Annotated in this window: 22 protein-coding genes; 11 read left to right on the plus strand and 11 right to left on the minus strand. The window is 58.1% G+C overall.

All coding sequences use genetic code 11. The annotated features are described in order from the left end of the window. Positions 1–7: 7 nt before the first annotated feature. The 4 genes from MED193_RS09145 to MED193_RS09160 form a co-directional block, all read right to left on the minus strand. Positions 8–1,288, minus strand: a complete 1,281-nt coding sequence (locus tag MED193_RS09145; RefSeq protein ID WP_009809418.1) for a chain-length determining protein — start codon at positions 1,286–1,288, stop codon at positions 8–10. A gap of 151 nt (positions 1,289–1,439) precedes the next feature. After that, on the minus strand, positions 1,440–2,552 hold the full coding sequence (locus tag MED193_RS22290) for a CpsD/CapB family tyrosine-protein kinase (RefSeq protein ID WP_009809419.1): 1,113 nt from the start codon (positions 2,550–2,552) through the stop codon (positions 1,440–1,442). A 151-nt stretch (positions 2,553–2,703) separates the two neighbouring features. Beyond that, positions 2,704–3,399: a sugar transferase gene (locus MED193_RS09155; protein WP_039966789.1), complete on the minus strand. Its 696-nt coding sequence runs from the start codon at positions 3,397–3,399 to the stop codon at positions 2,704–2,706. An 838-nt stretch (positions 3,400–4,237) separates the two neighbouring features. Then, positions 4,238–5,032 carry a TIGR03084 family metal-binding protein gene (locus tag MED193_RS09160; RefSeq protein ID WP_009809421.1) on the minus strand — a complete coding sequence of 265 codons (795 nt, stop codon included), beginning with the start codon at positions 5,030–5,032 and terminating at the stop codon, positions 4,238–4,240. A 103-nt stretch (positions 5,033–5,135) separates the two neighbouring features. Here MED193_RS09160 and MED193_RS09165 point away from each other — a divergent pair, with 103 nt between their 5' ends. Further along, complete coding sequence (locus tag MED193_RS09165; RefSeq protein WP_198133860.1) at positions 5,136–5,834, plus strand: TetR/AcrR family transcriptional regulator; 699 nt, start codon at positions 5,136–5,138, stop codon at positions 5,832–5,834. Next, the gene (locus tag MED193_RS09170) at positions 5,818–6,960 is read left to right on the plus strand and encodes an acyl-CoA dehydrogenase family protein (protein WP_009809423.1); all 1,143 of its coding nucleotides are present in this window, start codon (positions 5,818–5,820) and stop codon (positions 6,958–6,960) included. Before MED193_RS09165 ends, MED193_RS09170 begins: the two co-directional genes overlap by 17 nt. A gap of 14 nt (positions 6,961–6,974) precedes the next feature. Here the strand turns inward: MED193_RS09170 and MED193_RS09175 are convergent, their stop codons facing one another. Next, the gene (locus tag MED193_RS09175; RefSeq protein WP_009809424.1) at positions 6,975–7,988 is read right to left on the minus strand and encodes a hypothetical protein; all 1,014 of its coding nucleotides are present in this window, start codon (positions 7,986–7,988) and stop codon (positions 6,975–6,977) included. A 366-nt stretch (positions 7,989–8,354) separates the two neighbouring features. Here MED193_RS09175 and MED193_RS22920 point away from each other — a divergent pair, with 366 nt between their 5' ends. Then, positions 8,355–9,653: a hypothetical protein gene (locus tag MED193_RS22920; RefSeq protein ID WP_157041321.1), complete on the plus strand. Its 1,299-nt coding sequence runs from the start codon at positions 8,355–8,357 to the stop codon at positions 9,651–9,653. 69 nt (positions 9,654–9,722) lie between these two features. Here MED193_RS22920 and MED193_RS09185 read toward each other — a convergent pair whose 3' ends face one another. The 3 genes from MED193_RS09185 to MED193_RS09195 form a co-directional block, all read right to left on the minus strand. Next, positions 9,723–10,244 carry a thioesterase family protein gene (locus MED193_RS09185; RefSeq protein WP_009809427.1) on the minus strand — a complete coding sequence of 174 codons (522 nt, stop codon included), beginning with the start codon at positions 10,242–10,244 and terminating at the stop codon, positions 9,723–9,725. A gap of 153 nt (positions 10,245–10,397) precedes the next feature. After that, positions 10,398–11,528, minus strand: coding sequence for a class I SAM-dependent RNA methyltransferase (locus tag MED193_RS09190; RefSeq protein WP_009809428.1), 1,131 nt, complete (start codon positions 11,526–11,528; stop codon positions 10,398–10,400). 201 nt (positions 11,529–11,729) lie between these two features. After that, positions 11,730–12,356, minus strand: coding sequence for an FkbM family methyltransferase (locus MED193_RS09195; RefSeq protein ID WP_198133861.1), 627 nt, complete (start codon positions 12,354–12,356; stop codon positions 11,730–11,732). A 585-nt stretch (positions 12,357–12,941) separates the two neighbouring features. Between MED193_RS09195 and MED193_RS09200 the strand changes: the two genes are divergently transcribed. The 8 genes from MED193_RS09200 (at position 12,942) to MED193_RS09235 (ending at position 20,839) form a co-directional block, all read left to right on the plus strand. Further along, positions 12,942–14,675 (plus strand): ABC transporter substrate-binding protein, encoded by a 1,734-nt coding sequence (locus tag MED193_RS09200; RefSeq protein ID WP_009809430.1) that lies wholly within the window; start codon positions 12,942–12,944, stop codon positions 14,673–14,675. A 162-nt stretch (positions 14,676–14,837) separates the two neighbouring features. Further along, positions 14,838–15,914 (plus strand): ABC transporter ATP-binding protein, encoded by a 1,077-nt coding sequence (locus tag MED193_RS09205; RefSeq protein WP_009809431.1) that lies wholly within the window; start codon positions 14,838–14,840, stop codon positions 15,912–15,914. Positions 15,915–15,921: 7 nt separating this feature from the next. Beyond that, positions 15,922–17,028 carry an ABC transporter ATP-binding protein gene (locus MED193_RS09210; RefSeq protein ID WP_009809432.1) on the plus strand — a complete coding sequence of 369 codons (1,107 nt, stop codon included), beginning with the start codon at positions 15,922–15,924 and terminating at the stop codon, positions 17,026–17,028. Beyond that, positions 17,025–17,888, plus strand: coding sequence for a carbohydrate ABC transporter permease (locus MED193_RS09215; RefSeq protein ID WP_009809433.1), 864 nt, complete (start codon positions 17,025–17,027; stop codon positions 17,886–17,888). Before MED193_RS09210 ends, MED193_RS09215 begins: the two co-directional genes overlap by 4 nt. A gap of 14 nt (positions 17,889–17,902) precedes the next feature. Beyond that, positions 17,903–18,700, plus strand: coding sequence for a carbohydrate ABC transporter permease (locus MED193_RS09220; protein WP_009809434.1), 798 nt, complete (start codon positions 17,903–17,905; stop codon positions 18,698–18,700). Continuing rightward, positions 18,700–18,978 (plus strand): DUF2160 domain-containing protein, encoded by a 279-nt coding sequence (locus MED193_RS09225; RefSeq protein ID WP_009809435.1) that lies wholly within the window; start codon positions 18,700–18,702, stop codon positions 18,976–18,978. Before MED193_RS09220 ends, MED193_RS09225 begins: the two co-directional genes overlap by 1 nt. Before the next feature lie 321 nt (positions 18,979–19,299). After that, a complete protein-coding gene (locus MED193_RS09230) occupies positions 19,300–19,695 on the plus strand; it encodes a BlaI/MecI/CopY family transcriptional regulator (protein ID WP_039966793.1) in 396 nt (131 codons plus the stop codon). Continuing rightward, positions 19,685–20,839, plus strand: a complete 1,155-nt coding sequence (locus MED193_RS09235) for a M56 family metallopeptidase (RefSeq protein WP_009809437.1) — start codon at positions 19,685–19,687, stop codon at positions 20,837–20,839. Before MED193_RS09230 ends, MED193_RS09235 begins: the two co-directional genes overlap by 11 nt. A 59-nt stretch (positions 20,840–20,898) precedes the next feature. Here the strand turns inward: MED193_RS09235 and MED193_RS09240 are convergent, their stop codons facing one another. The 3 genes from MED193_RS09240 to MED193_RS09250 all read right to left on the minus strand — a co-directional run bounded on the left by MED193_RS09240 (position 20,899) and on the right by MED193_RS09250 (position 24,640). Then, positions 20,899–22,173 carry an FAD-binding oxidoreductase gene (locus MED193_RS09240; RefSeq protein ID WP_009809438.1) on the minus strand — a complete coding sequence of 425 codons (1,275 nt, stop codon included), beginning with the start codon at positions 22,171–22,173 and terminating at the stop codon, positions 20,899–20,901. A 71-nt stretch (positions 22,174–22,244) separates the two neighbouring features. After that, positions 22,245–23,675, minus strand: a complete 1,431-nt coding sequence (locus MED193_RS09245; RefSeq protein WP_009809439.1) for an aldehyde dehydrogenase family protein — start codon at positions 23,673–23,675, stop codon at positions 22,245–22,247. A 32-nt stretch (positions 23,676–23,707) separates the two neighbouring features. Then, positions 23,708–24,640: a proline racemase family protein gene (locus MED193_RS09250; protein WP_009809440.1), complete on the minus strand. Its 933-nt coding sequence runs from the start codon at positions 24,638–24,640 to the stop codon at positions 23,708–23,710.

Consider the following 24,640-nt stretch of genomic DNA (forward strand, 5'->3'; position numbering starts at 1 on the left):
CATCTCGTCAACGGCGGGCCATTTTCTGTGGCAAGAGGCGCCGCCAGCTGCTCCAGAAACTGCCCCAGCCCCGACCAGGTGGTCTGGTGTCCAGAACCGGAATCGAGGCCACAGGCGCTAGGCCTGTTTCGCGCTCCATCTGGGCCGCAGAGCGCAGCACCGGGGCGCGTAGCTCCAACACAAAGGCAAAGGCAAGCCCAGCCAGAAGACTGGCCATCCCCCCCAGCAGCGCTTTGTTCTTACGCGCCGAAGTCGAAGGATAGTCCGCAAGCCCTGCAGGCTCCAGTACGGTCAGCCGCTCGCCTTGACGCGAGGTCTCCAGACGGAACCCCACTTCGGCCTCATTGCGCCGCGTGGATACAACCTCCAGTTCGCCCTGCAGCGATTGCATCTGCCGGGCGTAGACCCCCAATTGGCGTTGAACCTCTGGCGTGGTTTGCAGCGCCGTCTCCAACTCCTTCTTGCGCTGGGTCAACAGATCGAGCTGCGCGTCCAGAGTTGCCAGCTGTTCCTGGGCCTCAGCCAACATACGACGCGCAGTCGCTGGGCGCTCATTCGCGCTAGCCTGATCTGCGGATCTGCGGATCTGGATCTTTTCTCGTTCTATATCCAGCAAGCTCTGATTGATTGCAGCAACTTCGTTGCGACGGAATTCAGCCGTGCCAGGCAGCGCCACATCATTGGCCGCATGAAAGGCCGAAATTTCATCTTCCAGCGTGGTGATCTGACTTGCCAAAGCGGCTTCTTTTTCGGCAAAGAAGCTCAGGGTTTCACGGGCCTGGGCAATCCGGCTGCTGACACTTAATTCGATGGTGCGACTGCCAAATTCGCTGGCAACCTGCTGCGCCTGTTCCGCTGTCGGCATCATGGCGGTAATGGTCAATACCGAAATGGTGCCGTCATCCGCAAACCCTTCACGCACGGCGGCGACGCCGGTAATACTCACGGCGTTGCGCAGCATCACCACCTTTTCCGTCGGCGTCAGCGCGGGAATATCTGCATAAAGCGAGAATTTTTCGATGATATCGAGCAAGGTGCCGCGGGCCATCAGCCGCTGTTCGATCAGTTGCATCCGCCGCGCCGAGGAGCCCTCGACGGTGGATTTAGCAAGATCATCCGCAATTGTAGGCCGGGTGACCTGAATCACCTCGGCGCTGTGGTACATATGCTGTTGATTGAGTGCCACCCAAACCGAAAGTATGCTGCCTGCGACCACGACATATAAAATAACCGCCGCACGGCGACGCAGCATGTCCAGAAAATCTGCCAGCGAAAAAATCGGCCCCATGGGTCAGCTCACCTTGTCATCATCTCTCACATCCTGCCTGTGTTTGCTGCCGCAGACCAGCGCACAAGCGGATACATTCACCAGTTCTTACAGCACTGCAACCGGGCAAAACTGTGGCTTTGACCGGGTGCTTTGGCGAAAGACGATGGATTTAGGGTGTGACCTGCGACTTATCGGACTGTTGGGCCCGGTTCAGCACCACCCCAAGCAGTGGTGCATGGCCTGCGAGCATCTTTTCGCAAGCGGCAAGTTCGGCAGCAGTGGTCCGATCCCCATCAGAGATCAGCAACACACCGTCCACCTGCGGCAAGAAGGCCGTGACGTCATCATGCTCTAACACAGGCGGCAGATCGAACAGGACGGTATCAGCCCCTGTCTCCTCGATCATAGAAGAGATCACCTCGGCTGCCCGCCGGTCATGCAGGATATCCGAAGCATTGAGTTCAGGGTGGCAATTGCAGCCCACCGCCAAGGTATCCGACAATCGTTGCAGGTGCTGGCCCAGCGGAACCTCACCCGCGAGGAAGGCTGCCATATTGCCATGGGGCGGGATGCCCAAGGCCGATGCGATGCCGGGATGGCGGAAATTCATATCCATCAGCACAGTGCGGCTCTGGGGTACCCGAGCAAGGCTCAGCGCCAGATTGACCGCGCTAAATGTCGTCCCCCCCCCTGCAGCGGGGCTGGTAATCGCAACACGTTTCCAGCCATGCGCCTTGAGGCTGTGGAGAAGCCGGGTGCGCAACAGATCGAAGGCCCGCGCCGTTGGCGAGGCGCGAAAGGCGCTCACCAATGGCAGGCGCGAGGGTTTTTGCCCCAGAAAATCAAATGGAATCTCAGGCATCTGCAACCAGGGATCAAAGCGCGTTGGCAAACCCGCTGGCGGTTCTTGTGCAATCTCAACCCGCGATTGCGGGTCCAGTTCCAACCGGGTCGTGGCCCGCGCAGGGCGGGTAGACTGTGGTTGTAGTTTTTCTAACTTTGGCTTGGCATTTGGCTGTTTGACTTCTGCGGAGGTGGGAACCGGTTGTGAGGAATCTGTTCCCACAGGCGCAGCAGCTTCCACGCCAACCCGCTGGCCCTGCATCTGATCCGCCTTTTGGCGCGCCTGAGCGCTGCGGCGGCGAAATGTTTTGAAACCCTTTTGCGTCATGCGGTCCTCACCAGCCGTTCCAAAGGCGGTCTCTGTGTTACCCAGGTCAGTTTCACCGTCCTGTGGACGGGGTGGGATGCCATCAGAGGCAGATACAGCAAAATGCTTCATGCGTCATCTCCTGACAATTCCAACATCTACAACTTGACATCAGAGGCTGTCCTACCCCCTCTGTGCCCAGCATATTTCTCGCCCTTGCCCTTAGCCGTTTTGCGACAGCTTGGGCCTTTTCAAATCTGTATCGCAGTCAAAGGCAAAGAGATTAATATCCAGTGCCTTTGGCAACGACGCCAACCGTACGGCACAGAAGGCTCAAATCTTGCTTCAACCCCATATCACCCAGGTAATCCACATCTGCCTTGGCCCGCGAGGCAAAACTGCTTTCGTTGCGGGTAGAGACCTGCCAGATCCCTGTGATGCCAGGTTTTACAGCAAAATATGCGCTGGGATCGCCGTACAGAGGCAGCTGTTCTGGCAGCATCGGGCGCGGGCCGACCAAGCTCATCTCTCCGGTGGCCACATTCCAAAGCTGAGGAAGCTCGTCCAGGGAGGTCATACGCAAGAAGCGCCCCACACGGGTAATCCGAGGGTCAGATTTGAGCTTTTGAGTGGTTTCCCATTCGTGGCGCAGCTCTGGATCGCTGTCCAGACAGGCTTGCAACCGTGCATCCGCATCGCGAACCATGGTACGCAGCTTGAAAATGCGAAAGCGCTTCCCCTGTTGCCCCAAGCGTTCCTGGCTATAAAACGGCAGACCGCTTTCGAGCAAAAGCACCAAGGCGGACAGCACAATAATCGGCAAGGCAACAGGCAGTGCCAACAAAACCAGAAACAGGTCCAATACCCGCTTTCCCGCCAAAGCGTAGCCTGAGTTTTTGCCGCGCGCCGTCGCCAATGCCTGGCTGATGCTGGCCCCAGCCGAGTAGGGTGCAGCTGACACTGGGCTGACCGGGTTCATCACCGGGTTCGCTGCGCAAACCAAAGAAGATCTCCTTGCCACGGTGATACCGGGCACGGTCAAACCAGGTGCAGCAAAAGCCTGCTCGGTTGCGTTTGATACGAAATCTTTCATCGTCACCCCATGCGCTCGCAGCTATTGCTCCGGGAAAATCCCGGCGCTCAAAGCTCCTTCATTTGCCAAAACCCGCAACAGCAGCGAAGCGGGCGATGTCATCACTTTTTGGGTTTTACCGAACCATGCCCCCACATGGTTCGCCCCTGCTGAATGCTCGGGCTGGATACCCCTGTTGCTCTTTCAAGCTACAGCATTCCGTGACCAGAATATATCTAATCAAATTGTAGGGAATTATAACCAAAGGTTAGCGATTGGGGCAAAAAAGGGTCCCAAAGGCGCAAAAGGGGAAACAATCTACCCTCTAGGCTATAAACTAGCCGCGAAATCCCATTAGTCACCAAAGCGAGTTCATGCTTTCGGCGTCAAAATGCCTGATTCTTTAAGGCCACGCCAGCCGTTGGAAGTTTCTGGATCTCGCGCCCTTCAGGCCTTCTCCCAGGTACTGCCCCTCTTCCCGCTCCCCCCATATTGCTGTCCACCGCCCTTAATCCCCCCTCTCCCCGCCTCTGTATCGAGATCCCCGGCCGGGACCCGCAGCAAGGAGCAGCCTTTGCCATTTTGCGCGCCAGCGTCGTTGCTCTGCAAAGAGCGGCGGCGCCGGCCCAGGGGGATGAAATCTCCCAGGGGAGATAAATCTGCGCGGGAGACCCCCGGTTTTCACTTTAGTCGACGTCCTGCATCCAAAGGGCAAAGGGCGCAGAGGTTGATGCAATTGCCCTGCCTAGATCTTATGACGCGCGCCCTGTGCAGGGGGCGTTTCAGCGGGACCTGCAAAACACTGTGCCACCTCCATCCACCGTGCCGCCGTGGCGCCACGGGTTTCAAGATCAGTATCCGCGATATTGCGCACCTGCGTGACCACTCGAGAAAATTCCACCGCAGTCCCCCGCACCACATTGTCCTCTTGCGGATCATTCCAGGTCCAGACCGCCCCAGAGGGGCCTATAAGTTCCACAAATGGGGCAGGCTCTGGAATGGGCTCTTTGCGATTTTTGAAGGTCCAGCCATAGGTCGACACCCCCAGATGCGCGATATTGCGGATCCTGTCTTGCTCCTGCCGCTCTACGCCCAATAGATCAAAGACCTCCTGTCCATGAGCCCAAGTCTCCATCTGCCGCGCCGTGATCGAGCTGAGCGCGCTCATATCCGGGCCCACCCATTTGACCCGCGCTTTTGGGTTTGCCTTGGCAAAGGCATCGGCGCAGCGCTCGGCTCCTACTCGCCAAGCCTCAAACAAAGCCCGGCCAGACAGGCCATCGAGCCAGGGAAACTGACAGTCCAGAATTGACTTGCCCGATTGCATATCTTTCACAATCGGCCCAATGAACTGCCCAAAGGCGACTTCTCCCTGCAACGAGGTCTCAGCCGCAACGTTGAACAAATGCAAATGTCCCAACACGTGATCAATGGTCCAGTCCTTAAACTGAGTGGGACGATGCCAATCCGCCTCTGTTAGATCCTGTAACAGATCCGCAAGCGCCCGGCTCTCGGCGCGAAAATCTTCGGCTTGTTGCATGTTTGGCTCCCTTGGCTGGCCAAATGCCGCTGCGTTTGACCGGAATTCATGTGATTGAACAGACCAGATGTTCTGTTTTACGATTCGTCAAAAGGATATGCCGATGCGCACAGGAACCGAAGACCAACCGAACGTCACCACTAGCGCGACCCAAACCCAGCGCGGTAATCCGCTGCGGGTGGCCCGCACCCGAGGCAAAATCCTTGATGCGGTGATCTCCTCGCTGGACGAGGTTGGGTATTCAGAATGTTCCATAAACCGGGTGCAGACCCAGGCGGGAGTCTCACGCGGTGCGCTCACCCATCACTTCCCATCCAAAGAAGAGATGATGGTGAAAACCCTCGAACATCTGCTGGAACCAGTGCGCGGCACCTCAATCCCCGGCGACCAAGAGGCCAATATGCTGCGCCCTTCTGAGAGCAGTGCCTGCCTGCAGGACCAGCTGCACGCGTTATGGAGACAGGTCATCAATACCCGCGAAGGGCGCGCCCTGATGGAGATCCTTGTTGCGGCCCGTACAGATCAGGCGCTGCATGACCGCATTACCCCGGCGCTCTGGAGCTATAACGACGAATTTAACCGCAACATTGCCAATCTCTACCAGGCGACCGAGGGCCATGAGGATGAGCTGGCGCTGCTTTGGTCGATCTGCCGCAGTTTCATGCGGGGGCTGCACACCCAGGTCCCCTTTGAACGGGATCCCAAAATTATCACCAAGATGGTCGAACTGTTTGGCCGCATCATGGCGCCACATATGTCTGCGCGCAGTCCTAGGGGAAAGACCGATGAAGAACCCATTTGAAACACCAGAACATCGCGCCTTTCGCGACAGTATTCGCAGCTTTGTAGAAAAAGAAATCCAGCCCTATTGCGACGACTGGGACGAGGCGGGCGCGGTGCCTTGGGAGCTGCACCAGAAAATCGGTGAGTTTGGTGTCTGGGGTTTTGGCATTGATGAGAAATACGGGGGCCTTGGGTTCGACGACTGTTTCCTGCGGGCGGCCTATAGCGAAGAGCTGTGCCGCTGTGGTGCTGGCGGTGTCACCGCAGCCCTGGCTGGACGCACCATTTCTGTTGAGCCCATCGCGCGGCTGGCCTGCGACGACATCCGCGAACGGGTGCTGCCGGAAATCCTATCTGGGCGTAAAGGTTCCTCCCTCGGGGTAACCGAACCGGGGGGCGGTTCGGATGTCGCCAACCTCAAGACCACGGCGCGGCGCGATGGCAATCACTGGGTGCTCAATGGCTCCAAGACCTTTATCACTGGCGGGATGACCTCGGATTACTTTGTCATCCCGGCCCGTACTGGTGGCCAGGGGCTGGACGGGATCTCCCTGTTCTTTGTAGAGGCGGATACCGCTGGCTTCTCGCGGTCTGCCCTAACCCGCAAGATGGGCTGGTGGTGTTCGGATCAGGCAACGCTGTTTCTGGACGAGGTTCGCGTCCCTGCCAGCAACATGATGGGCGACGAAGGCACCGGGTTTCTGGCCATCATGAACAATTTCAACATGGAGCGGATCAACCTGATTGCCGGGGTTCTGGGCATGATGAAGACCTGCCTTGAGGACAGTATCGCCTGGGCGCAGGAGCGCGAGACCTTTGGCAAGAAGCTGATCCGCCATCAGGTGATCCGTCATAAGATCGCCGATATGTCCGCCCGTATCGACGCGGTAGAGGCGACGCTGCGGATGATCTGCTGGCAGGTGAACCAGGGTGACATGCCAGTGGCAGAACTGAGCAAGGCCAAGTTTTTTGCCACCAAGGCCTGCGAATTCTGCGCCTCAGAGGCCATGCAAATCCTGGGCGGCGCGGGCTATCTGCGCGGCAACCGGGTGGAGCGCATATACCGAGAGGTCAAGGTTATGGCCATTGGCGGCGGGTCCGAAGAGATCATGCGGGATCTGGCCGTGCGCCAGATGGGGCTATGACCTCCTGGCAACGATTAACCTTCTGCGATGGCCCGAAAGGCGCGCCCGGCGGCTTCAAAGTTGCGTGCCAGAGGCGCAGTCAGTTTTGATTGCCCCGCATAATAGGCCCCCACGCGACAGAGCTGCCTCGCATAGTCAGGGTGCACCCCGGCGTCATCATATTTGATCACCCGCGTCTTGCTAAGCCAGCCGCGTTTTTTAACCTCTTTCTGAATAAGCTTCAGCCGTTGAACCGCATGGAGCGTCACGTAGACTGACAGATAATCAAGGTAGTCGGCAATGTCATAACCAGCCCCGTGATCAAAGGTATCGATCATCACATCGGCCATCTTGTCCGGAGCAATCGGCCAGGTCTCATCAGCAATGAGCCAGGCAAAATCCTCGCCCCCGTGACGCAGCCCGGCATATTCAAAATCAAACCAGCGCACAAAACCATCGTTCCCGATCGCCGCGTTGCCTGCCCGGCAATCCCACTTCAGGAACTGCCGCCCCGGCTGGTCCATGCGCTCGGCGACCGCAACAAAATCAAACTCCTTTGGAATCCCCATGGAATAGGCCTGCAAAGCCTCCACCGATCCGACCAGATTGATGATCCAGTCCCGGTTGGAACCCAGATGCGGCAACATCTCCGCCAGATCGGTCTGGCGCGCCGCAGCATGAATGCGAAAAATAGCTGCGCATGCCTCGGCCGCCAGCTCCACCTGATCGCCAACCTCGTGCTCCAAGATTTCTCGGCTCAACCGGGTTTCTCCGGTATCGGACTGGAACAAGACATCGTCATTGACCCCCAGAACCCGAGGAATGTCGTCGCAATGAGGCCCGAGCTTTTCCAGCACATAGGCCTCCAGATGGGTCCGGCGGAAATTCTCCCGCAGGGTGGCGATCGCCGTCTCCTCACCAAAATGCAATCGCATAGAAGAACGGGACTTACCGCCAGGCGTGGTAATCTGGTCAGGGACTTTACCCAGGGTCTCTTGTGCTTTTGCGACAATATAAGCCGCGCGCTGATCAAAACTTCCATCCGCCATCGGCGTCACCTTCTCCTTGGCCCAAAGCGACCTGCGCTCGTGGCATCTTTGGTAACGCTTTAGGTACAAAAGATGGCATTTTTCGGGAGATATGGCGTCCCATTCGGGGGACTGTCATGGCGGGACCAGATCACGCCCCCCGTGAGGCCCCGCCGAAAGGGTGAGTCGGGGCAGTCTGCCGTGGCGAAGCCGGGAACAGTCGGCCGCTCCATCACGGATTTGTTTCCGAAATCGCGGCCGAATAAGGCAAATTTTTACAAAAATACGGCAAAAATTTGGCTCAAACCCCGCCCCACTTTAATTTTCCCCAATGCGTTGCCGCTTGGATCTCACAGCGGCGACAGGGGATTATTAGAGGTGTGAGTTATGAGCTGGGGACATTTTTCTGGTTGGGGCGGTGGTCGCTCGCTATGGGGCGGCAACGGTGCTTGCCAAAGCAAGAGCTACCATGACGGTGGCGTGCGCGACGGCGGTTTTAATCGCTGGTATAGCGACAAGCTTTCAAACCATTTCGGCGGCCATGGCGGTCGCAAACATTGGCAGCGGGACGAAGACGACCACGGGTCGGGCACAGGCGGTTCCGGGACCGGCGGAAGCCACGGCGGGCGGGACCACGGTGGCAAGGGCAAGTGGTGGAACCACCGCGACGACGACAACAACGGCTCCGGCACTGGGGGATCTGGCACTGGGGGATCTGGCACTGGGGGATCTGGAAAAGACGGCTGTGGATCCGACGGCGGTCGCGGCGGTCATGGCCGCTGGGGCAAAAAGAAGTGGTGGCAGGACCGTGACGAAGACGAGAACGGGTCTGGCACAGGTGGGTCTGGCACAGGTGGGTCTGGAACCGGTGGATCCGGCACTTGCGGCACAGGTACAGGCGGCACTGGCGGAACAGGAACAGGTGGTACAGGATCGGGTGGTACTGCTGGTGGAACAGGAGACACAGGCGGCGGTGGCGACGCTGGCGGCGATGGCAAAACCACCCTCAGTTTTGAAATTGGCGGCAATGGCGACCCAAGTGTCACCGTCGAAGTGACCCAAACTCCGCAAGGCCAGCTCTTTATCAATCTGCAGCCAACCTCTTATGACGGTGAAGTGGCCGATATCGACGGTATTTTCTTCAACATGAGCGACGATGCCACCGTGGATGGTCTGAACTTCCACCCATCCGTGAATGGTTTGCCAGTGACAGGACAGGCTGCAGAGGCCAATTCTGTCAACGCGCTGGATACAGGCACAACGGTTCCCGAAAATTTTGACGGCATGGTGCAATTCGGGCGCGTAAACGACAGTACAGACGGCGAGGTGAACTCGGCCAATTTCACCCTTTGGTCCGATGACGGCCTGACGCTGGATGACATCGACCTCAGCTCAATGTCCCTGGTGGTCACCAACCCAGAGGGCGGCCAAGAGGTGCTGAACGGCGGTTACGATCCAGCCGCAGCAGCCTCAGACAGCAGCAGCTATGCCAATGGCGGTGTATCTGACGCAGGTCTGGACGCCTGGTACGCGGCCAATACCGCACCAACAGGTACATCTGACGCTGGTGGAGAGAATGAAAACCTGGGCACCGAAGAGATTATGGCGCTGATGAACCAGCCAGTCGAAGACCTGCCTGAGGACTGTGAAGAGGATGAAGCTGTGGAAGCCGACTGCCTAGTTTAGGGCCGAACAGCACCATATCCCTGACAAAGGGGGCGCATCACTGCGCCCCCTTTGTCATTTTTTGCGAAATCAAGAGGGCGCTCGACCCCGGCGAATGCCGAGCTTGGCCCCCAGCCGTTCGGGACGCGCGAGCGTGGCGTGATCCGCCTGCAACCGCGCCAAACGCCTCTGCAACCAGTCGGGAAACACAGCCGAACGTTTGGTGGTCAGGTCAACATGCATCGCCAGGACCTCCTGGGTAGCGCAGACCTGACCGTCCAACAGAATTTCTGACCAAAAATGCAGCCGCTTTGTATCGTGATCAATGAGCTGAAAACTAACCGAGAAGACCTGCCCCAGCCGCAGTTCCTGCAGGAACTGCATATTCGACTGCAATACAAACATACCCTGGGCAGCGGCGCGCACATAGGCCTCGCCATTACCTATGTGGTCATCAAACATCTGATCAATCGCATTATCGAAGGCCAGACCATAGTAGGCCACGTTCATATGGCCATTGTAGTCGATCCACTCTGGCAGAACTGATCTGCCTGTAACCACGATGGGTGTTGGGTAAGGGCCGTCATGCCCCTGTGTGGGTTGTGTTGTCATGGCTGTCCTGCCCCCTGTTACTCGGTCTGTACTGCGCAGTCTGTCCTCTGGCCCAGCACCCGGCAATCTGCCCGGTGCCAGGGCTGCGGGTAAAGAAAACCCCCACGTCACAGTTTCAGAAGCCGTTGCGTTCCTTGAGCAAAAACCGCACGGTCAGCGTAGAGGAGCGGTTTTGAACAGGCGGATTTTCAATCCACCATGGGCCACCGGCGCCCCCAGTGGCAGCAGCGGCAATCCCGTGGCCTTGGCCAGCCCGGTTTCGCTGGTGACAATGCCAACCCGCCAGCCTGAAAAACGCTCCATCAGGGTTTTTCCGAGCGCGCCATATAGGGCAAACAGCAGTTTCTTATTGCCAATCCGCGCCCCGTAAGGCGGGTTAACGATCACCAAGCCCGGCTTCGCCCCCTCCGGGGGCATCAGATCACTGACGGCGTGATGATTGAACGCTGTACAGTCGGCCACCCCCGCGCGTTCTGCGTTAGCCATGGCCATCTCAACCGCGCCAGCGTTGCGGTCAGAGCCGTAAAACTGCAACGCGGTGATATCGGTCTGCGGCGGAGTGAACTCTGCCTTTAGGGCCGCATAGGCTTCAGCGTCAAAACTAGCCATCTGCTCAAAGGCAAAGCTGCGACTGCGCCCCGGCACCAGCCCCAGGGCAATTTCGGCGGCTTCGATCACAAAGGTACCAGAGCCGCACATCGGGTCCACCACCGGCTCAACCCCATCGAAATCACAGTCCCGCAGGAACAAGGCCGCCAGGTTTTCGCGCATTGGCGCCTTTCCGACGGCGGACTTATGGCCGCGCTTATGCAGCCCCTCGCCGGAGGTGTCGACGCTGAACTGGCACATATTGTCGTCGATGCGCAGCTTGAGTGTCAGGGCCGCCTCTTTTGAAACCGTGGCGCCAAAGCTCTCCACCAGTGCCTTTTCCACCCGTTGCGCGGCAGCGCCGGCATGGTAGATTTTGGACTTCTTGTTGGTGGTGACCTCTACCTTGACCGGCACGTCCTTGCGCAGAACCTCCCCCCAGGGAAACTTGCGTGCGCGCTTGTCCAGCTGGGCCAGATGAAATGCACGGAATTCTCCAATGCGTGCCAACACCCGCGCAGCGCCGCGCAGACACAGATTGGCGCGCCAGACTTCGCGCCAGTCCCCCTGCACGGTAACACCACCGGGAACAGATTTGGCAGCGGCAAAACCGGCCTCGCGGACCTCCGCCAGCAGCGCGGCTTCCAATCCAGGGGCTGCCGTCAGGAAAATCTCAAATTTGTCTATATCGCTCATCCAGCTCTCCTACCTCGGTTTACACCTTGCGGCGAGGGCTATTTTGCCAGGATCCCAGGTACACAGCGACGCGACGCCCCCATGCCCCCTCCTAAACAACGGGGCTGGGCCCTGGGCCGACGATAGCAGGAAAACGGCTTAGACCTCAGACGCTTGATGCTTGATCCGTGTCACTTCCTACGCCCTAGGTACAAACTGAGCCTAGCGGTGTTGATACAACACATCCCCATGGCGTGGCACCAAGGCATACCAGTGCGAGATCAGTTTAAAGTCATGCTGGCGAAAATGCGCGTCCAATTCAGGAAACTGGGCGCCGCCATCATAGACGGGGATACGGCTGACCTCACATTTACACAGGTGGAACTGCTGCAAAAGGTCACCCAGCCCCTGCAAAACTGAATATTCATGCCCCTGAACATCCAATACCAACATGGCTCGGTTTGCCTGGCCAAGATCGATCCCATGCGCCGCAAGAATGTCAGGCAATGACCGGGTCTGCATCGCGATCACTTCGCCGGTTTCAAAACTGTTGGGAAAACGGGCCTTAAATGTATCGGTCGTTGAGTAGACCGACGAAGAGGCACCGTCATTGTTATATCGATGGAATTCCAACTCCTGCCCATCAGAGGAGGACACCAGAGCACATTCCGTCAGATGACGTGTTTCGCCTTTGCGCTCCGCAACCACATTACAAAGTTTGTCATAGGTGTCGGGATCTGCCTCAATCCACAAAACCGTTTTGGCGCCATATTGTTCATAAATCTCAGCGTCCTCAGCCCAATGCGCCCCCACATGAATTATCAAATCAACTGGGGAAAGCTGCTGCATTTTCAACTCGTAACGCGACGCCCGAAAAAACTTTCGCATATACTTGGGGACCAGCTTTTTGGCCCCTTTTTCGACTAGCTTCAACACATCCATCGTCTTATCCCTTGGCACGCAAATACAGATCCAACCGCGCGCTCCACTTATCAAACCCCACGAAAATTGGGGCTATTTTGTATCTTCTCATTGGGCGCTTAGCGGAACTGGGCCACCAGTGCTTACCGCCACTGTTTACCAGCATTGCGAACGGCCTGTTCTCGACCTTGTTACATGGTCAGCCCCATGTGCCAAGTCCGTAAATCCCTGTTCCGTTTGAGCAAAAACAGTAGCTTCCGTAGAGCAGTACTGCGGAAAGCAGAAGCACCGCCGCCCCGCAACACCCCCCAAGACCAAAGGGGAAATAGACCAGGGCTTGAGTCGCCAAGCGAGGCAAGGTTCAAAAAATGGCCAGAAATAGTATATTCTTTTCTGATAGTTAAATGAAAACTAAATATTTAGTTTGACAACGGCAGCATCGATATGAAAGCTAAAAGCCAGTCAGATGCGAGAGAGCGTAGCTGACCTTACAGACTTTTAGGGAGGAAAAAGATGCGCAGGTATCTTTTGTCCGCAGCAGCGGTATGTGCCGTGGCTGCGGGACAAGCGGTTTATGCCGATGAAGCAGCCGCACGTAAGTGGATTGATGAGGAGTTTCAGCCCTCAGTCCTGACCAAAGACGAACAGATGAGCGAGATGCAGTGGTTTATCACCGCCGCGGAGCCCTTCAAAGGTATGGAGATCAACGTGCTCTCCGAAGGGATCCCGACGCATTCTTACGAGTCCGAAGTTCTGACCAAAGCCTTTGAAGAAATCACCGGGATCAAGGTTAATCACCAGATCCTCGGCGAAGGCGAAGTGGTGCAGGCGGTTCAGACCCAGATGCAGACACAGCGCAATCTTTATGATGCCTATGTCAACGACTCGGATCTGATCGGCACCCATTCGCGCCTTCAGCTGGCCCATAACCTCACGGATATGATGGCGGGTGATTTCAAGGATCAGACCAACCCTGGTCTCGATCTTGACGATTTCATGGGCACCCAGTTCACCACCGGTCCCGATGGTGATCTGTATCAGCTGCCCGACCAGCAGTTTGCCAACCTCTACTGGTTCCGCAAAGACTGGTTTGACCGCGCTGATCTGCAGGAGGCCTTTAAGGCAAAATACGGCTATGACCTGGGTGTTCCGGTCAACTGGTCGGCCTATGAGGACATCGCCGAATTCTTTAGCGAAGACGTAAAGGAAATCGACGGTACGGCAATCTACGGCCACATGGATTACGGCAAACGTGCGCCTGACCTTGGCTGGCGGATGACCGATGCCTGGCTGTCAATGGCCGGTGCCGGTTCCAAAGGTGAGCCTAACGGCGTGCCAATCGACGAGTGGGGCATCCGCATGGAAGCCGGCTCCTGTAACCCAGCGGGCGCAAGTGTCTCCCGTGGCGGTGCTGCAAACGGTCCTGCTGCGGTCTATGCGATCCGCAAATGGGACGAATGGCTGCGTAAATATGCACCTCCCGGTGCCGCGTCTTATGACTTTTACCAGTCGCTGCCTGCCTTGGCGCAGGGCAATGTTGCCCAGCAGATCTTCTGGTACACTGCCTTTACTGCAGACATGGTAAAGCCACAGTCCGAAGGTAACAACACCGTGGACGAAGCTGGCAAGCCCCTGTGGCGGATGGCCCCAAGCCCGCACGGCCCTTACTGGGAAGAAGGCCAGAAGGTCGGCTATCAGGACGTTGGCTCCTGGACTTTCCTCAAGTCCACGCCTCTGGAACGTTCGCAGGCGGCTTGGCTCTATGCTCAGTTCGTCGTGTCCAAAACTGTCGACGTGAAGAAGTCCCACGTGGGTCTGACCTTCATTCGTGACAGCTCGGTCAACCACGAGAGCTTCTCAGAGCGCGCCGCGAACCTTGGTGGTCTGGTAGAATTCTACCGCTCACCTGATCGTGTGGCCTGGTCGCCAACTGGTGTGAACGTCCCTGACTATCCAAAGCTGGCCCAGATCTGGTGGCAGCAGATTGGTGACGTGAACTCAGGTGCCTTTACCCCGCAGGAAGCCATGAACCGTCTGGCCGAAGAAATGGACATCACCATGGCCCGGATGCAGCGTGCAGATGAGCAGGCTGAGATCTACGGCGGCTGCGGTCCGCGTCTGAACGAGGAAAAAGACGCCGAGTGGTGGTATGCCAATGGCGGTGCCAAGCCACCGCTGGAGAACGAGAAACCTGCAGGTCAGACCGTCAACTACGACGAGCTGGTCGCCCGCTGGGCCTCGCAGTAATCCCTCCTCCCCGTCGGGCCTGATCCCCATTGGCTTTGGCCCGACACCTGCCTCGGAGCGCTGCTGTTGCAATGCTTCGGGGCTCTTTCTCCCCCCGCGAAATACAGACACGGCCCCAGTCAGCCTTGGCTGCATGGCCGGTTGCCGGAAAGTTAAATAACGATGGCACTAGAACTAAAAAACGTGACCAAACGCGTCGGCGCGATTGAGCATATCAAGGACACTTCCCTGCTGCTTGAACCCGGTCACTTTAACGTCCTGCTGGGCGCCACCGGGTCGGGCAAGACCTCCCTTATCAAGCTGATGGCAGGTCTGGATCCCATGGCCAGCGGTCAAGTGTTTATGGAGGGCGAGGATGTCTCGCGGCTCAGCACTCAGAAACGCAATATCAGTCTGGTGCACCAGTTTTTCATCAACTACCCGCACATGACGGTCTATGAGAATATCGCCTCGCCGCTGAAAGTGGCTGGGATGGCGAAATCCGAGATCGAAGACCGCGTGGCAGAGGCCGCGAAGATCCTTCAGTTAGAACCGATGCTGCATCGCCGCCCCCATGAATTGTCTGGCGGCCAGCAGCAACGCTGTGCGCTGGCCCGTGCCATCGCCAAGGAAAGCCGTGCGGTTTTCCTGGATGAGCCCCTGGCCAACCTGGACTACAAACTGCGTGAAGAGCTGCGCGATCAGCTGCCAGAGCTCTTTGCCGGTCGCGGCGCGGTGGTGATCTATGCCACCTCGGAACCCGAAGAAGCGCTGCTCCTGGGCGGCAAAACAGCCTTGATGCGCGATGGTCGCGTCACTCAGTTTGGCCCCACTGCTGATATCTACCGCAACCCGGAAAACCTGGATGCTGCGCGGGTCTTTTCCGACCCTCCCATCAATACTGCAGAAGTGGTCAAACAGGGCAGCGAGATACGCATGGGCCCCAATGTTACTTGGCAGCTCAGCGGCGATGCCGCCAATCTCGTCGATGGGCCCTATACCGTGGCAGTGCGTCCCTACCACGTATTGCCGGTCGCGGGAGACAAGGCCACTGTGCGCTTGTCGGGCGAAGTACAGGTGACAGAGCTCTCCGGCTCTGAAAGCTCCGCGCATTTTGATCTGGGCCTGGGCCTTACCCATGCCAATTGGGTTTCGCTCTCGGCAGGTGTCCACCCCTACGAGGTCGGTGAAATGCATGAATTCTATATGGACCCCTCGGCGTGCTACTTCTTTGCACCCGACGGATCCCGCGTGGCCTGAGGTTAATATGGCTAAAATTACACTCTCAAAGCTGCGTCACAGCTACTACCCCAACCCCAAGTCTCCTTCGGACTATGCGCTGAAGGAAGTGGATCTCGATTGGAGCGATGGCGGGGCCTATGCGTTGCTCGGCCCCTCGGGCTGCGGCAAATCCACCTTGCTCAACATCATCTCTGGCCTGCTGGTCCCCTCCGAGGGTCAAATCCTATTTGATGGTCAGGATGTCACCGCCCTCCCCCCCGATCAGCGCAACATCGCGCAGGTGTTTCAGTTCCCAGTGATCTACGACACGATGACGGTCTACGACAATCTCGCCTTTCCACTGCGCAACCGCGGCCGTGATGAAGACACGGTCCGTCGCCGGGTCATGGACATCGCCGAGATGCTCGAAGTCACCGAAATGCTGGATCAAAAGGCTGCAGGCCTGTCGCCAGACAACAAGCAAAAGATTTCGATGGGCCGCGGTCTGGTGCGCGAAGATGTCAATGTGGTGATGTTTGACGAACCGCTCACGGTGATTGACCCGCATCTGAAATGGAAGCTGCGCTCGAAACTGAAAGAGCTGCACCAGCGTGTCAAAGCCACGATGATCTACGTGACTCATGACCAGACCGAAGCCCTCACCTTTGCCGACCAGGTGGTGGTGATGCAGCAAGGCGAAGTGGTTCAGATTGGAACCCCGGTTGAGCTGTTCGAACGCCCCGCGCATACCTTTGTCGGCCATTTCATTGGCTCTCCAGGTATGAACATCCTGCCCTGCCAGTTGCAGGCTGGTACCGCCCGTTTTGGCGATCACACCATTGCCCTAGAGGGACCGATCCGTGGCGAAGCCACTGGTGAAACCCAGATCGGCATCCGCCCGGAATTTGTCTCACTGTCCGATAGTGGCCTGCCCGCAACCGTCACCAAGGTTTCTGATGTCGGACGCCACACGGTGGTGGAATGCAACGCCAATGGCACCCGCATCAACGCCGTCCTTGAGGGCGCCGCCCAACACAACACACCTGAAAAAGGCGCTGATGTACATCTTGATTTCCGCCGGGACCAAACCCGGCTTTATGTGGACGGCTGGCTGGCCACCGATCCCCAAACCTCAACGGAGGCCGCGCGATGAAAACTGAAAATCAAAAAGCGTGGTTCTTTGTGCTGCCCGTCCTGGTGCTGGTCGCTTTTAACGCGCTCATCCCAATGATGACGGTGGTGAACTATTCGGTGCAGGAAACCTTTGGGGACAACGTGTTCTTTTGGCAAGGACTTGATTGGTTTGAACAAATCCTGCGCTCAGACCGGTTTCACGCCGCCCTTGGTCGCCAGTTTCTCTTTACCTTCCTGATCCTGATCATCGAGGTTCCGCTGGGTATTATCATCGCCCTGTCGATGCCACGTAAGGGGTTCTGGGTGCCTGTCTGTCTGGTGACTATGGCCCTGCCCATGTTGATCCCCTGGAACGTGGTAGGCGCAATGTGGAACATCTTCACCCTGCCCGATATCGGCCTCTTGGGCTATTTCCTCAACCATGTTCTGGGCATTACCTATGACATGACCCAAAACCCGCTGGCGGCCTGGGTCACCATCGTCACCATGGATGTCTGGCACTGGACCTCGCTGGTGGTACTGCTCTCCTACGCTGGCCTGGTGTCGATCCCAGACGCCTATTATCAGGCAGCCAAAATCGATGGCGCCTCCAATTGGGCAGTGTTCCGCTTCATCCAGTTGCCCAAGATGAAAACGGTTCTGACCATCGCCATATTGTTGCGCTTCATGGACAGTTTCAACATCTACACCGAGCCTTTCGTGCTCACCGGTGGAGGCCCCGGTAACTCCACAACCCTGTTGTCGATCGACCTGGTCAAGATCGCCCTGGGTCAGTTCGACCTCGGCCCGGCTGCTGCCATGTCGCTCATCTACTTTGCAATCACGCTTCTGGTCTCTTGGCTGTTCTACACGCTGATGACCAAAGACGACCTGAACTAAGGAGGGTTTGACAGATGCAAAAACGATCTATCATCCCCATTGTCTATATTCTCTTCCTGATGCTGCCGATCTACTGGCTGGTGGCGATGAGCTTTAAGACCACAAACGAGATCCTTTCCGGCTTCTCGCTGTTCCCGCAGACCTTCACACTGGAGAACTACGTCACCATCTTCACCGATCCCTCGTGGTATTGGGGCTATATCAATTCGATCATCTACGTGAGCATCAACACGGTGATCTCGGTCGCCGTTGCCCTGCCTGCGGCCTATGCCTTCTCGCGCTACCGCTTTCTGGGCGACAAGCAGCTGTTCTTTTGGCTTTTGACCAACCGCATGGCACCCGCTGCTGTCTTTGCCCTGCCCTTCTTCCAGCTCTATTCAGCGGTGGGGATCTTTGACACCCATCTGGCGGTGGCCCTGGCCCATTGCCTGTTTAACATCCCCCTTGCAGTTTGGATCCTCGAGGGTTTCATGGGCGGCATTCCCAAAGAGCTGGATGAGACCGCTTATGTGGACGGGTATTCCTTCCCGCGTTTCTTTGGCACGATCTTCATCCCCTCGATCAAAGCAGGGGTCGGCGTCGCTGCCTTCTTCTGTTTCATGTTCTCCTGGGTGGAGTTATTGCTGGCGAAAACCCTGACAGCCGTGGCGGCAAAGCCCATCGCCGCCACCATGACAAAAACCGCCTCCAGCGCGGGCTATGAGCTGGGCCTGCTGGCGGCTGCGGGTACCTTGACAATCATTCCGGGGGCCATCGTGATCTGGTTCGTCCGCAACTATATCGCAAAAGGTTTTGCGATGGGGAGGGTATAATGCTTTCTTGGATGGCCTGGACCTGGCCCACAGCTTTGGTCTTCATCGGGATCTTCTCTGCCATTGGCGTGCTGGTCCTGCTGGAAATTCGCACTCCGGGCGGCGACGCGCGCAAAGGCGTTCTGGGGCTGACCACCACCCGCGGCGACCGTTTGTTCATCACCCTTCTGGGCACCAGCTATATCTTCCTGGCCTGGCTGGGACTGGTGGGAATGCCACTCTGGTGGCCCCTGGGGCTCTCCCTCGTCTGGGGCTGTTTCACCTTCTGGAAGGTCTGAGCAGTTCCGGCGGGTCAAGGGGGCCAAGGGCCCCGCGCAAGCGGCTTGCCCTTGACGCGCCAAACTTAACAAAATTGCCTTGGGCCTGAAGGGCACACCTGCCCCTTCAGGCCCTCTCAGCAGATTTCACCAGCCTTCGCCTGATCTCCCAGGCCCGGGATGGTCTATCACCTTGCGGCAGGCTGAAATCGGCGCGCGGAAGCGCCCATCCTGCCCAGGCTCCCCCCTTGAGCTGCGGCTTCTGCTAAAGAAATAGTTTTCAAACCCCCTTCGTTGCACTAGCATCGCTGAAAGACCAAAATGGACCGGACATCAGACGACATGCGTAAGAAACAGGACAATTCACTGCTGACCGAGGTTGAGCTTGAATTCATGACCGTCGTTTGGGCTACTGGGGGCGGAACCGTCAGGGATATCCTTGCGGTGCTGAATCAGGCACAGGAACGCGCTTACACCTCTGTGGCCACGGTGCTTAAAATCATGGAACAAAAGGGCTTTCTTACCAGCGAGAGGGCAGACCGCTCGCTGATCTACCGCCCCGCCATTCCCAAAACAGAGTATCAAAAAACCTCTCTGAAAAACCTTTCGAGCAAGCTGTTCAACGGGGCGCCTGCCGCTCTGGTCGCCCGCCTCGTGGACGATGAAGAAGTTACCGACGACATGCTCGTTGAAATGCGGGCGCTGCTGAACGAAAGGTTGGGGGACAATGGAAACTGACGCGCTGATCAATAGCTATTTGGATCTCAATCTCCTGGTGCTTTCGGGCACTTTGCTTTGGCTTTCTGCGCGAAAACTCCTGTCTCAGACCAAGCTCGCCCATGCCTATGGGGCCCAGCTGCGCCTGATGAATGCCCTCACTCTGCTGCTTGCGCTCTCTCCGATCATGATGTTTGCCTTTACCCGTTTGGTGATGGCCCATCCGCCCAATATTTCTGACCTGCTGGTCTCGCAGTTTCTGCAAGGCAATGTCAGCATGAGCGCAACCAGTTTCGAGACCCTGTTGGGACTGCGCGAAGACACTGTGCGTGTGTTGTCCACGCAGCAGTTGCTCTGGACGCGCCTGCTCACTTCTGCGCTTGTTCTCGGCGGCTTGATCTGTGCCGCCCAATTGGGCTCCTCGGTCTATCGCCTGCGCCGTGCTCTGCGCCATAGCTATGTCTGGAAACGCATCGGCCGCACCCAGGTCCTGGTCTCTGACGAAACTCCGGTTGCCTATTCCACCCGTGGGCTTGTCAGCCGCTATGTGGTGCTGCCCTCGGCCCTGCTGACCCAGCCCGACGATCTCAAGCTTACCTTGGCGCATGAACTGCAGCATTTCCGTCAGCGCGATATCGAATGCGAATTCCTGTTGGAATTGTTGCGGCCCTTGCTGTTCTGGAACCCGGCCTTTTATGTCTGGCGGCGGGAAGTGCGCCATCTGCGTGAATTTGCCTGTGATCAGGCCTTAATGGCCCGCCCCGGCCTGGATCTGCGTGCCTATTGCGAATGCCTGATCCGCTCCTGTGCCCAGGCCGCACAGGAGCGGGTTTTCTTCACCCGCCGCAGCCCGGCTGTCGCCCTGGTGGACCGGCGCGAAACCCGCAGAGATTCCACCCTGCAACAGCGTATCATCGCTGTAACCGCACAGACCCCTCCTGGCCAAACAGGGGTGGGCTGGGTCATGGTGTCCGGCCTCATGGTCACGTCGGTTCTGGCGACCGCGATGCTAATGCAGCGCCCCGGAGACTGGAGCCACGACAGATTGATGCTGTCCACAATTGTCAATCTGGAACGCATGGCCAGCCGCACTGCCAGCCCAGACAGCGCATCGGCCTCGGCCAGTGATATCTTGCAGGGCAGCTTTATGCCTGCCGAGCGCTAAACGCGCCTGCTCAGGTAGTCCACACCGTGACAAATCCCGTCGGGTCTTTTTCCGAGCAGTTAAAACCGCGTGGGCGACACCGCATCAAGGGAAATTTCAGGCGGGCGGGACATCACCAAATCCGCCACCAGTTCCGCTGTTGCTGCCGATTGGGTGAGCCCTAGATGCCCATGACCAAAGGCATAGATCACTGCATCTGATGCGGACGACGCCCCGATCACTGGCAGTGTGTCGGGCATCGATGGCCGGAACCCCATCCACTGAGAGCCGCCAGAGCTGTCCAGCCCCGGCATAAAGCGGCCTGCCTTTTTCAACAGCACCTCTGAGCGTTTGAAATTGGGCGGCAGGTTCAGCCCCCCCAATTCAACTGCGCCACCGATGCGTACCCCTCCATTGATACGACTGGCGACAAAGCCATGGCTGCCAAAGGTCACATGGGTCTTTAGATCAAAGGCCCCGGCGGGCAGGGTGGTGTTATAGCCGCGCTCGGTCTCCAGCGGTAGTGTGTCGCCCAGCCCACGGGCCAGGAGATGCGACCAGGCGCCGGCGGCCAGCACCACCCGGTCTGGGGTCACTCTGTGGCTGTCCAGATCCAGCGCAACCGAAACCCGGTCAGCGCTGAGCGCTCTGACCTCCTGCACCTCGAGACGACCGCCACGGGCCAAAAATTGCCCAGCCAGATATTCACACCAGCCCTTTGGATCAACGGTGTTGATCCAGTCCGGTGTAAAGCCGGCATGGGTGAATTGGCGGCTCAAGCCGGGTTGTATTTCCGCGATCTCGTCCGGGCTTTGTAGCAGATCAAAGCGCGTCCCATTGGCGCCGCGCATCTCCCAGGCCGGCAGGCTGGCCTGGTATTCTTTTTCGCTTTCAAACAGTTGTAGCTGGCCGTCACGTTGCAGCAAGGCTTCGCCGTCTGTGTCGCGGATCTGCCGCTCCAGGGCCGCCCGCGCCAATCCCATCAGGGCCGCCTGGGCAGTCATTGAAGTCGCATAGCGATCCCGCCAGCTGGCGCGCCAAAAGCGCAGTAACCAAGGCGTCAATTGCAGGGCGTAGCGTGGCAGGATCGACAAAGGCCCCATGGGGTCTAACAGCCATTTTGGCGCCTTGCGCATCATGCCGGGCGCAGCCAGCGGAAGGATCTCGCTAAAGGCAAAGGCCCCGGCATTGCCCGCCGAAGCCTCCGCCGCCAGGCCCTTGCGGTCATAGATCGTCACCTGATGGCCAAGGCTTTGCAGACGCAGGGCACAGCTTACCCCGACAATCCCCGCTCCAATCACCGCAATTGTCATGCCAGCCTGAGAAGACGCATTTGTCACTGCCGCTTTGCCCATCGGAGCCTCTTATTTCTTGGAAAAACACCAGAGACAAATCGCCCTGCCTCTGGTGTGGTTATCTCGCGATGTCAGGGCAGTGTATAGGCCGTCTTTACCCGTGTGTAGAATTCAGCTGCATAGCGCCCCTGCTCGCGCGGGCCATAACTTGATCCCTTGGTGCCGCCAAAGGGCACGTGATAGTCCACTCCCGCCGTGGGCAGGTTCACCATCACCATCCCCGCCTCTGAACTGGCTTTGAAATGGCTGGCATGTTTCAAGGAGGTGGTGCAGATCCCGGCGCTGAGCCCAAAGGCGCTGTCATTGGCTAGCGCGAGCGCCTCATCATAGTCGCGCGCCCGCAGGACCGAGGCAACCGGGCCAAAGACCTCTTCGCGGTTGATCCGCATGTCATTCTGGGTCTCTGTGACCAAGGCAGGCGCCATATAGAACCCCTCCTGCGCCAGGGTAAGGCGCTCGCCGCCAATAACAGTGCCACCTTCCTCTGCTGCGATCTTTAGATAGGACAGGTTCTGCGCCAACTGGCGCGCATCCACCACTGGCCCCATCTGGATGCCGGGCTCCAGCGCATTACCCACTTTCAGCCCCTGCATCGCCTGTGTCAAAGCGGCAACAAATCGATCGTGTATGCCTTCGGTGACGATCAAACGGGAAGACGCGGTGCAGCGCTGTCCGGTGGAATAGAAGGCCCCGTTCAGGCAGGCCTCTACCGCGAGGCCAAGATCTGCATCATCCAACACCACCATGGGATTCTTGCCGCCCATTTCCAGCTGCACCTTCTTCATGGTCTTGGCACAGGAAACCGCAATGCCGCGCCCAGTTGGCACTGATCCGGTGAAAGACACCGCATCGACCCCTGGGTGATCCACCAGATGCTGCCCAACCACGGAGCCTTTACCAAAGACGATATTGAAAACGCCTTCCGGCAGTTCAGCGCGCGAAATGATCTCCGCCAGGGCCCAGGCGCTCCCCGGTGTGAGTTCTGCGGGTTTCAGCACCACGGCATTGCCATAGGCAAGGGCCGGCGCGATCTTCCAGGCGGGGATGGCAATCGGGAAATTCCACGGGGTGATCAAGCCAACCACGCCAACCGGCGCGCGGGTCACATCCACCTCGACGCCCGGACGGGTTGAGGCCAGATGATCGCCGGTTTGGCGCAGGCATTCCCCGGCAAAGAACTTGAAGATCTGGCCAGCGCGGGCAGCCTCACCGATCCCTTCGGGCAGTGTCTTGCCTTCTTCGCGCGACAAAACCTGGCCCAGCTCCTCTGTGCGGGACAGGATCTCACTACCGATCGCATCCAACACATCAAAACGCATCTGCGGCGTCGCCCGCGCCCAGTCTGGCGCAGCCGCGCGGGCGCTGGCAATGGCGCGATCCATATCGGCGGTCTCGCTCACTGCAGCCATGCCGATCACATCACTCACATCCGAAGGGTTCACATTGGGAAGGCCCTCCCTGGTGACTTCCCAGTTGCCCGAGATTAGGTTTCTGTAATCCATGTTGAATTGTCCTTTGGGGTTTTAGCCTGTTTTCAGGCCTGAATGCCGGTGCGGTAGGGGTCGCTTTGTGCAAAAATCAATGTTGCGTCAGCCGTGACATAGGCCTCGCCCTCTATCCGGGGAATTACCTGCCCCTGCGCGCTGCGCTGATAGCTGAGGGCATAGGTGCTGCCGATGATGCTTTCTTCAATATAGACCGTGTCTGGCGCCAACAGGCCGTCTTCTGCCAGGCAGGCCAGCTTGGCAGAACTGCCGGTCCCGCAGGGGGAGCGGTCATAGGCCCCGCCCGGACAAAGCACAAAATTACGTCCCTGCGCCTGTGGTGAAAGAGGGGCGCCGTTGAATTCCACATGGTCTATCCTGGCGCCTTCGGCCCCTGTGACCCCTTGGGCCCATAGGGCATCGCGCAGAGCAAGGGCCGCATCGCTCAGTTTCGCAATGTTTGAGCGATCCAGAGCAATGGGGCAGTCACGGGTAAGAAAGAACCAATTGCCGCCCCAGGCCACATCTCCGGTAATCTGCCCCAGGCCCGGAACCTCTAGGCAAATCGCCTTGGCGTGACGATAACTGGCGACGTTTTCTACCGCCACCCGATTGGTAGAGATCAAATCCGCTTCAACCTTCCCAACAGGAGTTTCAATACGGTGGCGCCCCGGAACGAGGCGTCCAAGATGGCACAGTGACACCAAGGTGCCGATGGTGGCATGGCCACACATGCCCAGATTGCCCACCCGATTAAAGTAGATCACTGAAGCGGCACAGTTTGGATCGTCTGGAGGCAGCAACAGCGCCCCCACCATGGCATCATGCCCCCGAGGTTCGAGCAGGACGGAGGCGCAGAAGTCTCGGTGCTCGGCTTGCAGTCGCGCAGCCCGATCCGCCAGTGATCCGGCCCCAAGGTCCGGACCGCCGCTCAGGATTACCCGCGTTGGCTCTCCGCCTGTGTGGCTGTCGATCACGCGCAT

Source organism: Roseobacter sp. MED193 (assembly GCF_000152965.1).
Taxonomy (GTDB): Bacteria; Pseudomonadota; Alphaproteobacteria; order Rhodobacterales; family Rhodobacteraceae; genus Pseudophaeobacter.

Excerpts from the sequence above, each read along its gene's own strand:
- MED193_RS09145 (WP_009809418.1), bottom strand. The coding sequence starts at position 1,288 with ATGGGGCCGATTTTTTCGCTGGCAGATTTTCTGGACATGCTGCGTCGC.
- MED193_RS22290 (WP_009809419.1), bottom strand. The coding sequence starts at position 2,552 with ATGAAGCATTTTGCTGTATCTGCCTCTGATGGCATCCCACCCCGTCCA.
- MED193_RS09155 (WP_039966789.1), bottom strand. The coding sequence starts at position 3,399 with ATGAACCCGGTCAGCCCAGTGTCAGCTGCACCCTACTCGGCTGGGGCC.
- MED193_RS09160 (WP_009809421.1), bottom strand. The coding sequence starts at position 5,032 with ATGCAACAAGCCGAAGATTTTCGCGCCGAGAGCCGGGCGCTTGCGGAT.
- MED193_RS09165 (WP_198133860.1), top strand. The coding sequence starts at position 5,136 with ATGCGCACAGGAACCGAAGACCAACCGAACGTCACCACTAGCGCGACC.
- MED193_RS09170 (WP_009809423.1), top strand. The coding sequence starts at position 5,818 with ATGAAGAACCCATTTGAAACACCAGAACATCGCGCCTTTCGCGACAGT.
- MED193_RS09175 (WP_009809424.1), bottom strand. The coding sequence starts at position 7,988 with ATGGCGGATGGAAGTTTTGATCAGCGCGCGGCTTATATTGTCGCAAAA.
- MED193_RS22920 (WP_157041321.1), top strand. The coding sequence starts at position 8,355 with ATGAGCTGGGGACATTTTTCTGGTTGGGGCGGTGGTCGCTCGCTATGG.
- MED193_RS09185 (WP_009809427.1), bottom strand. The coding sequence starts at position 10,244 with ATGACAACACAACCCACACAGGGGCATGACGGCCCTTACCCAACACCC.
- MED193_RS09190 (WP_009809428.1), bottom strand. The coding sequence starts at position 11,528 with ATGAGCGATATAGACAAATTTGAGATTTTCCTGACGGCAGCCCCTGGA.
- MED193_RS09195 (WP_198133861.1), bottom strand. The coding sequence starts at position 12,356 with ATGCAGCAGCTTTCCCCAGTTGATTTGATAATTCATGTGGGGGCGCAT.
- MED193_RS09200 (WP_009809430.1), top strand. The coding sequence starts at position 12,942 with ATGCGCAGGTATCTTTTGTCCGCAGCAGCGGTATGTGCCGTGGCTGCG.
- MED193_RS09205 (WP_009809431.1), top strand. The coding sequence starts at position 14,838 with ATGGCACTAGAACTAAAAAACGTGACCAAACGCGTCGGCGCGATTGAG.
- MED193_RS09210 (WP_009809432.1), top strand. The coding sequence starts at position 15,922 with ATGGCTAAAATTACACTCTCAAAGCTGCGTCACAGCTACTACCCCAAC.
- MED193_RS09215 (WP_009809433.1), top strand. The coding sequence starts at position 17,025 with ATGAAAACTGAAAATCAAAAAGCGTGGTTCTTTGTGCTGCCCGTCCTG.
- MED193_RS09220 (WP_009809434.1), top strand. The coding sequence starts at position 17,903 with ATGCAAAAACGATCTATCATCCCCATTGTCTATATTCTCTTCCTGATG.
- MED193_RS09225 (WP_009809435.1), top strand. The coding sequence starts at position 18,700 with ATGCTTTCTTGGATGGCCTGGACCTGGCCCACAGCTTTGGTCTTCATC.
- MED193_RS09230 (WP_039966793.1), top strand. The coding sequence starts at position 19,300 with ATGCGTAAGAAACAGGACAATTCACTGCTGACCGAGGTTGAGCTTGAA.
- MED193_RS09235 (WP_009809437.1), top strand. The coding sequence starts at position 19,685 with ATGGAAACTGACGCGCTGATCAATAGCTATTTGGATCTCAATCTCCTG.
- MED193_RS09240 (WP_009809438.1), bottom strand. The coding sequence starts at position 22,173 with ATGGGCAAAGCGGCAGTGACAAATGCGTCTTCTCAGGCTGGCATGACA.
- MED193_RS09245 (WP_009809439.1), bottom strand. The coding sequence starts at position 23,675 with ATGGATTACAGAAACCTAATCTCGGGCAACTGGGAAGTCACCAGGGAG.
- MED193_RS09250 (WP_009809440.1), bottom strand. The coding sequence starts at position 24,640 with ATGCGCGTGATCGACAGCCACACAGGCGGAGAGCCAACGCGGGTAATC.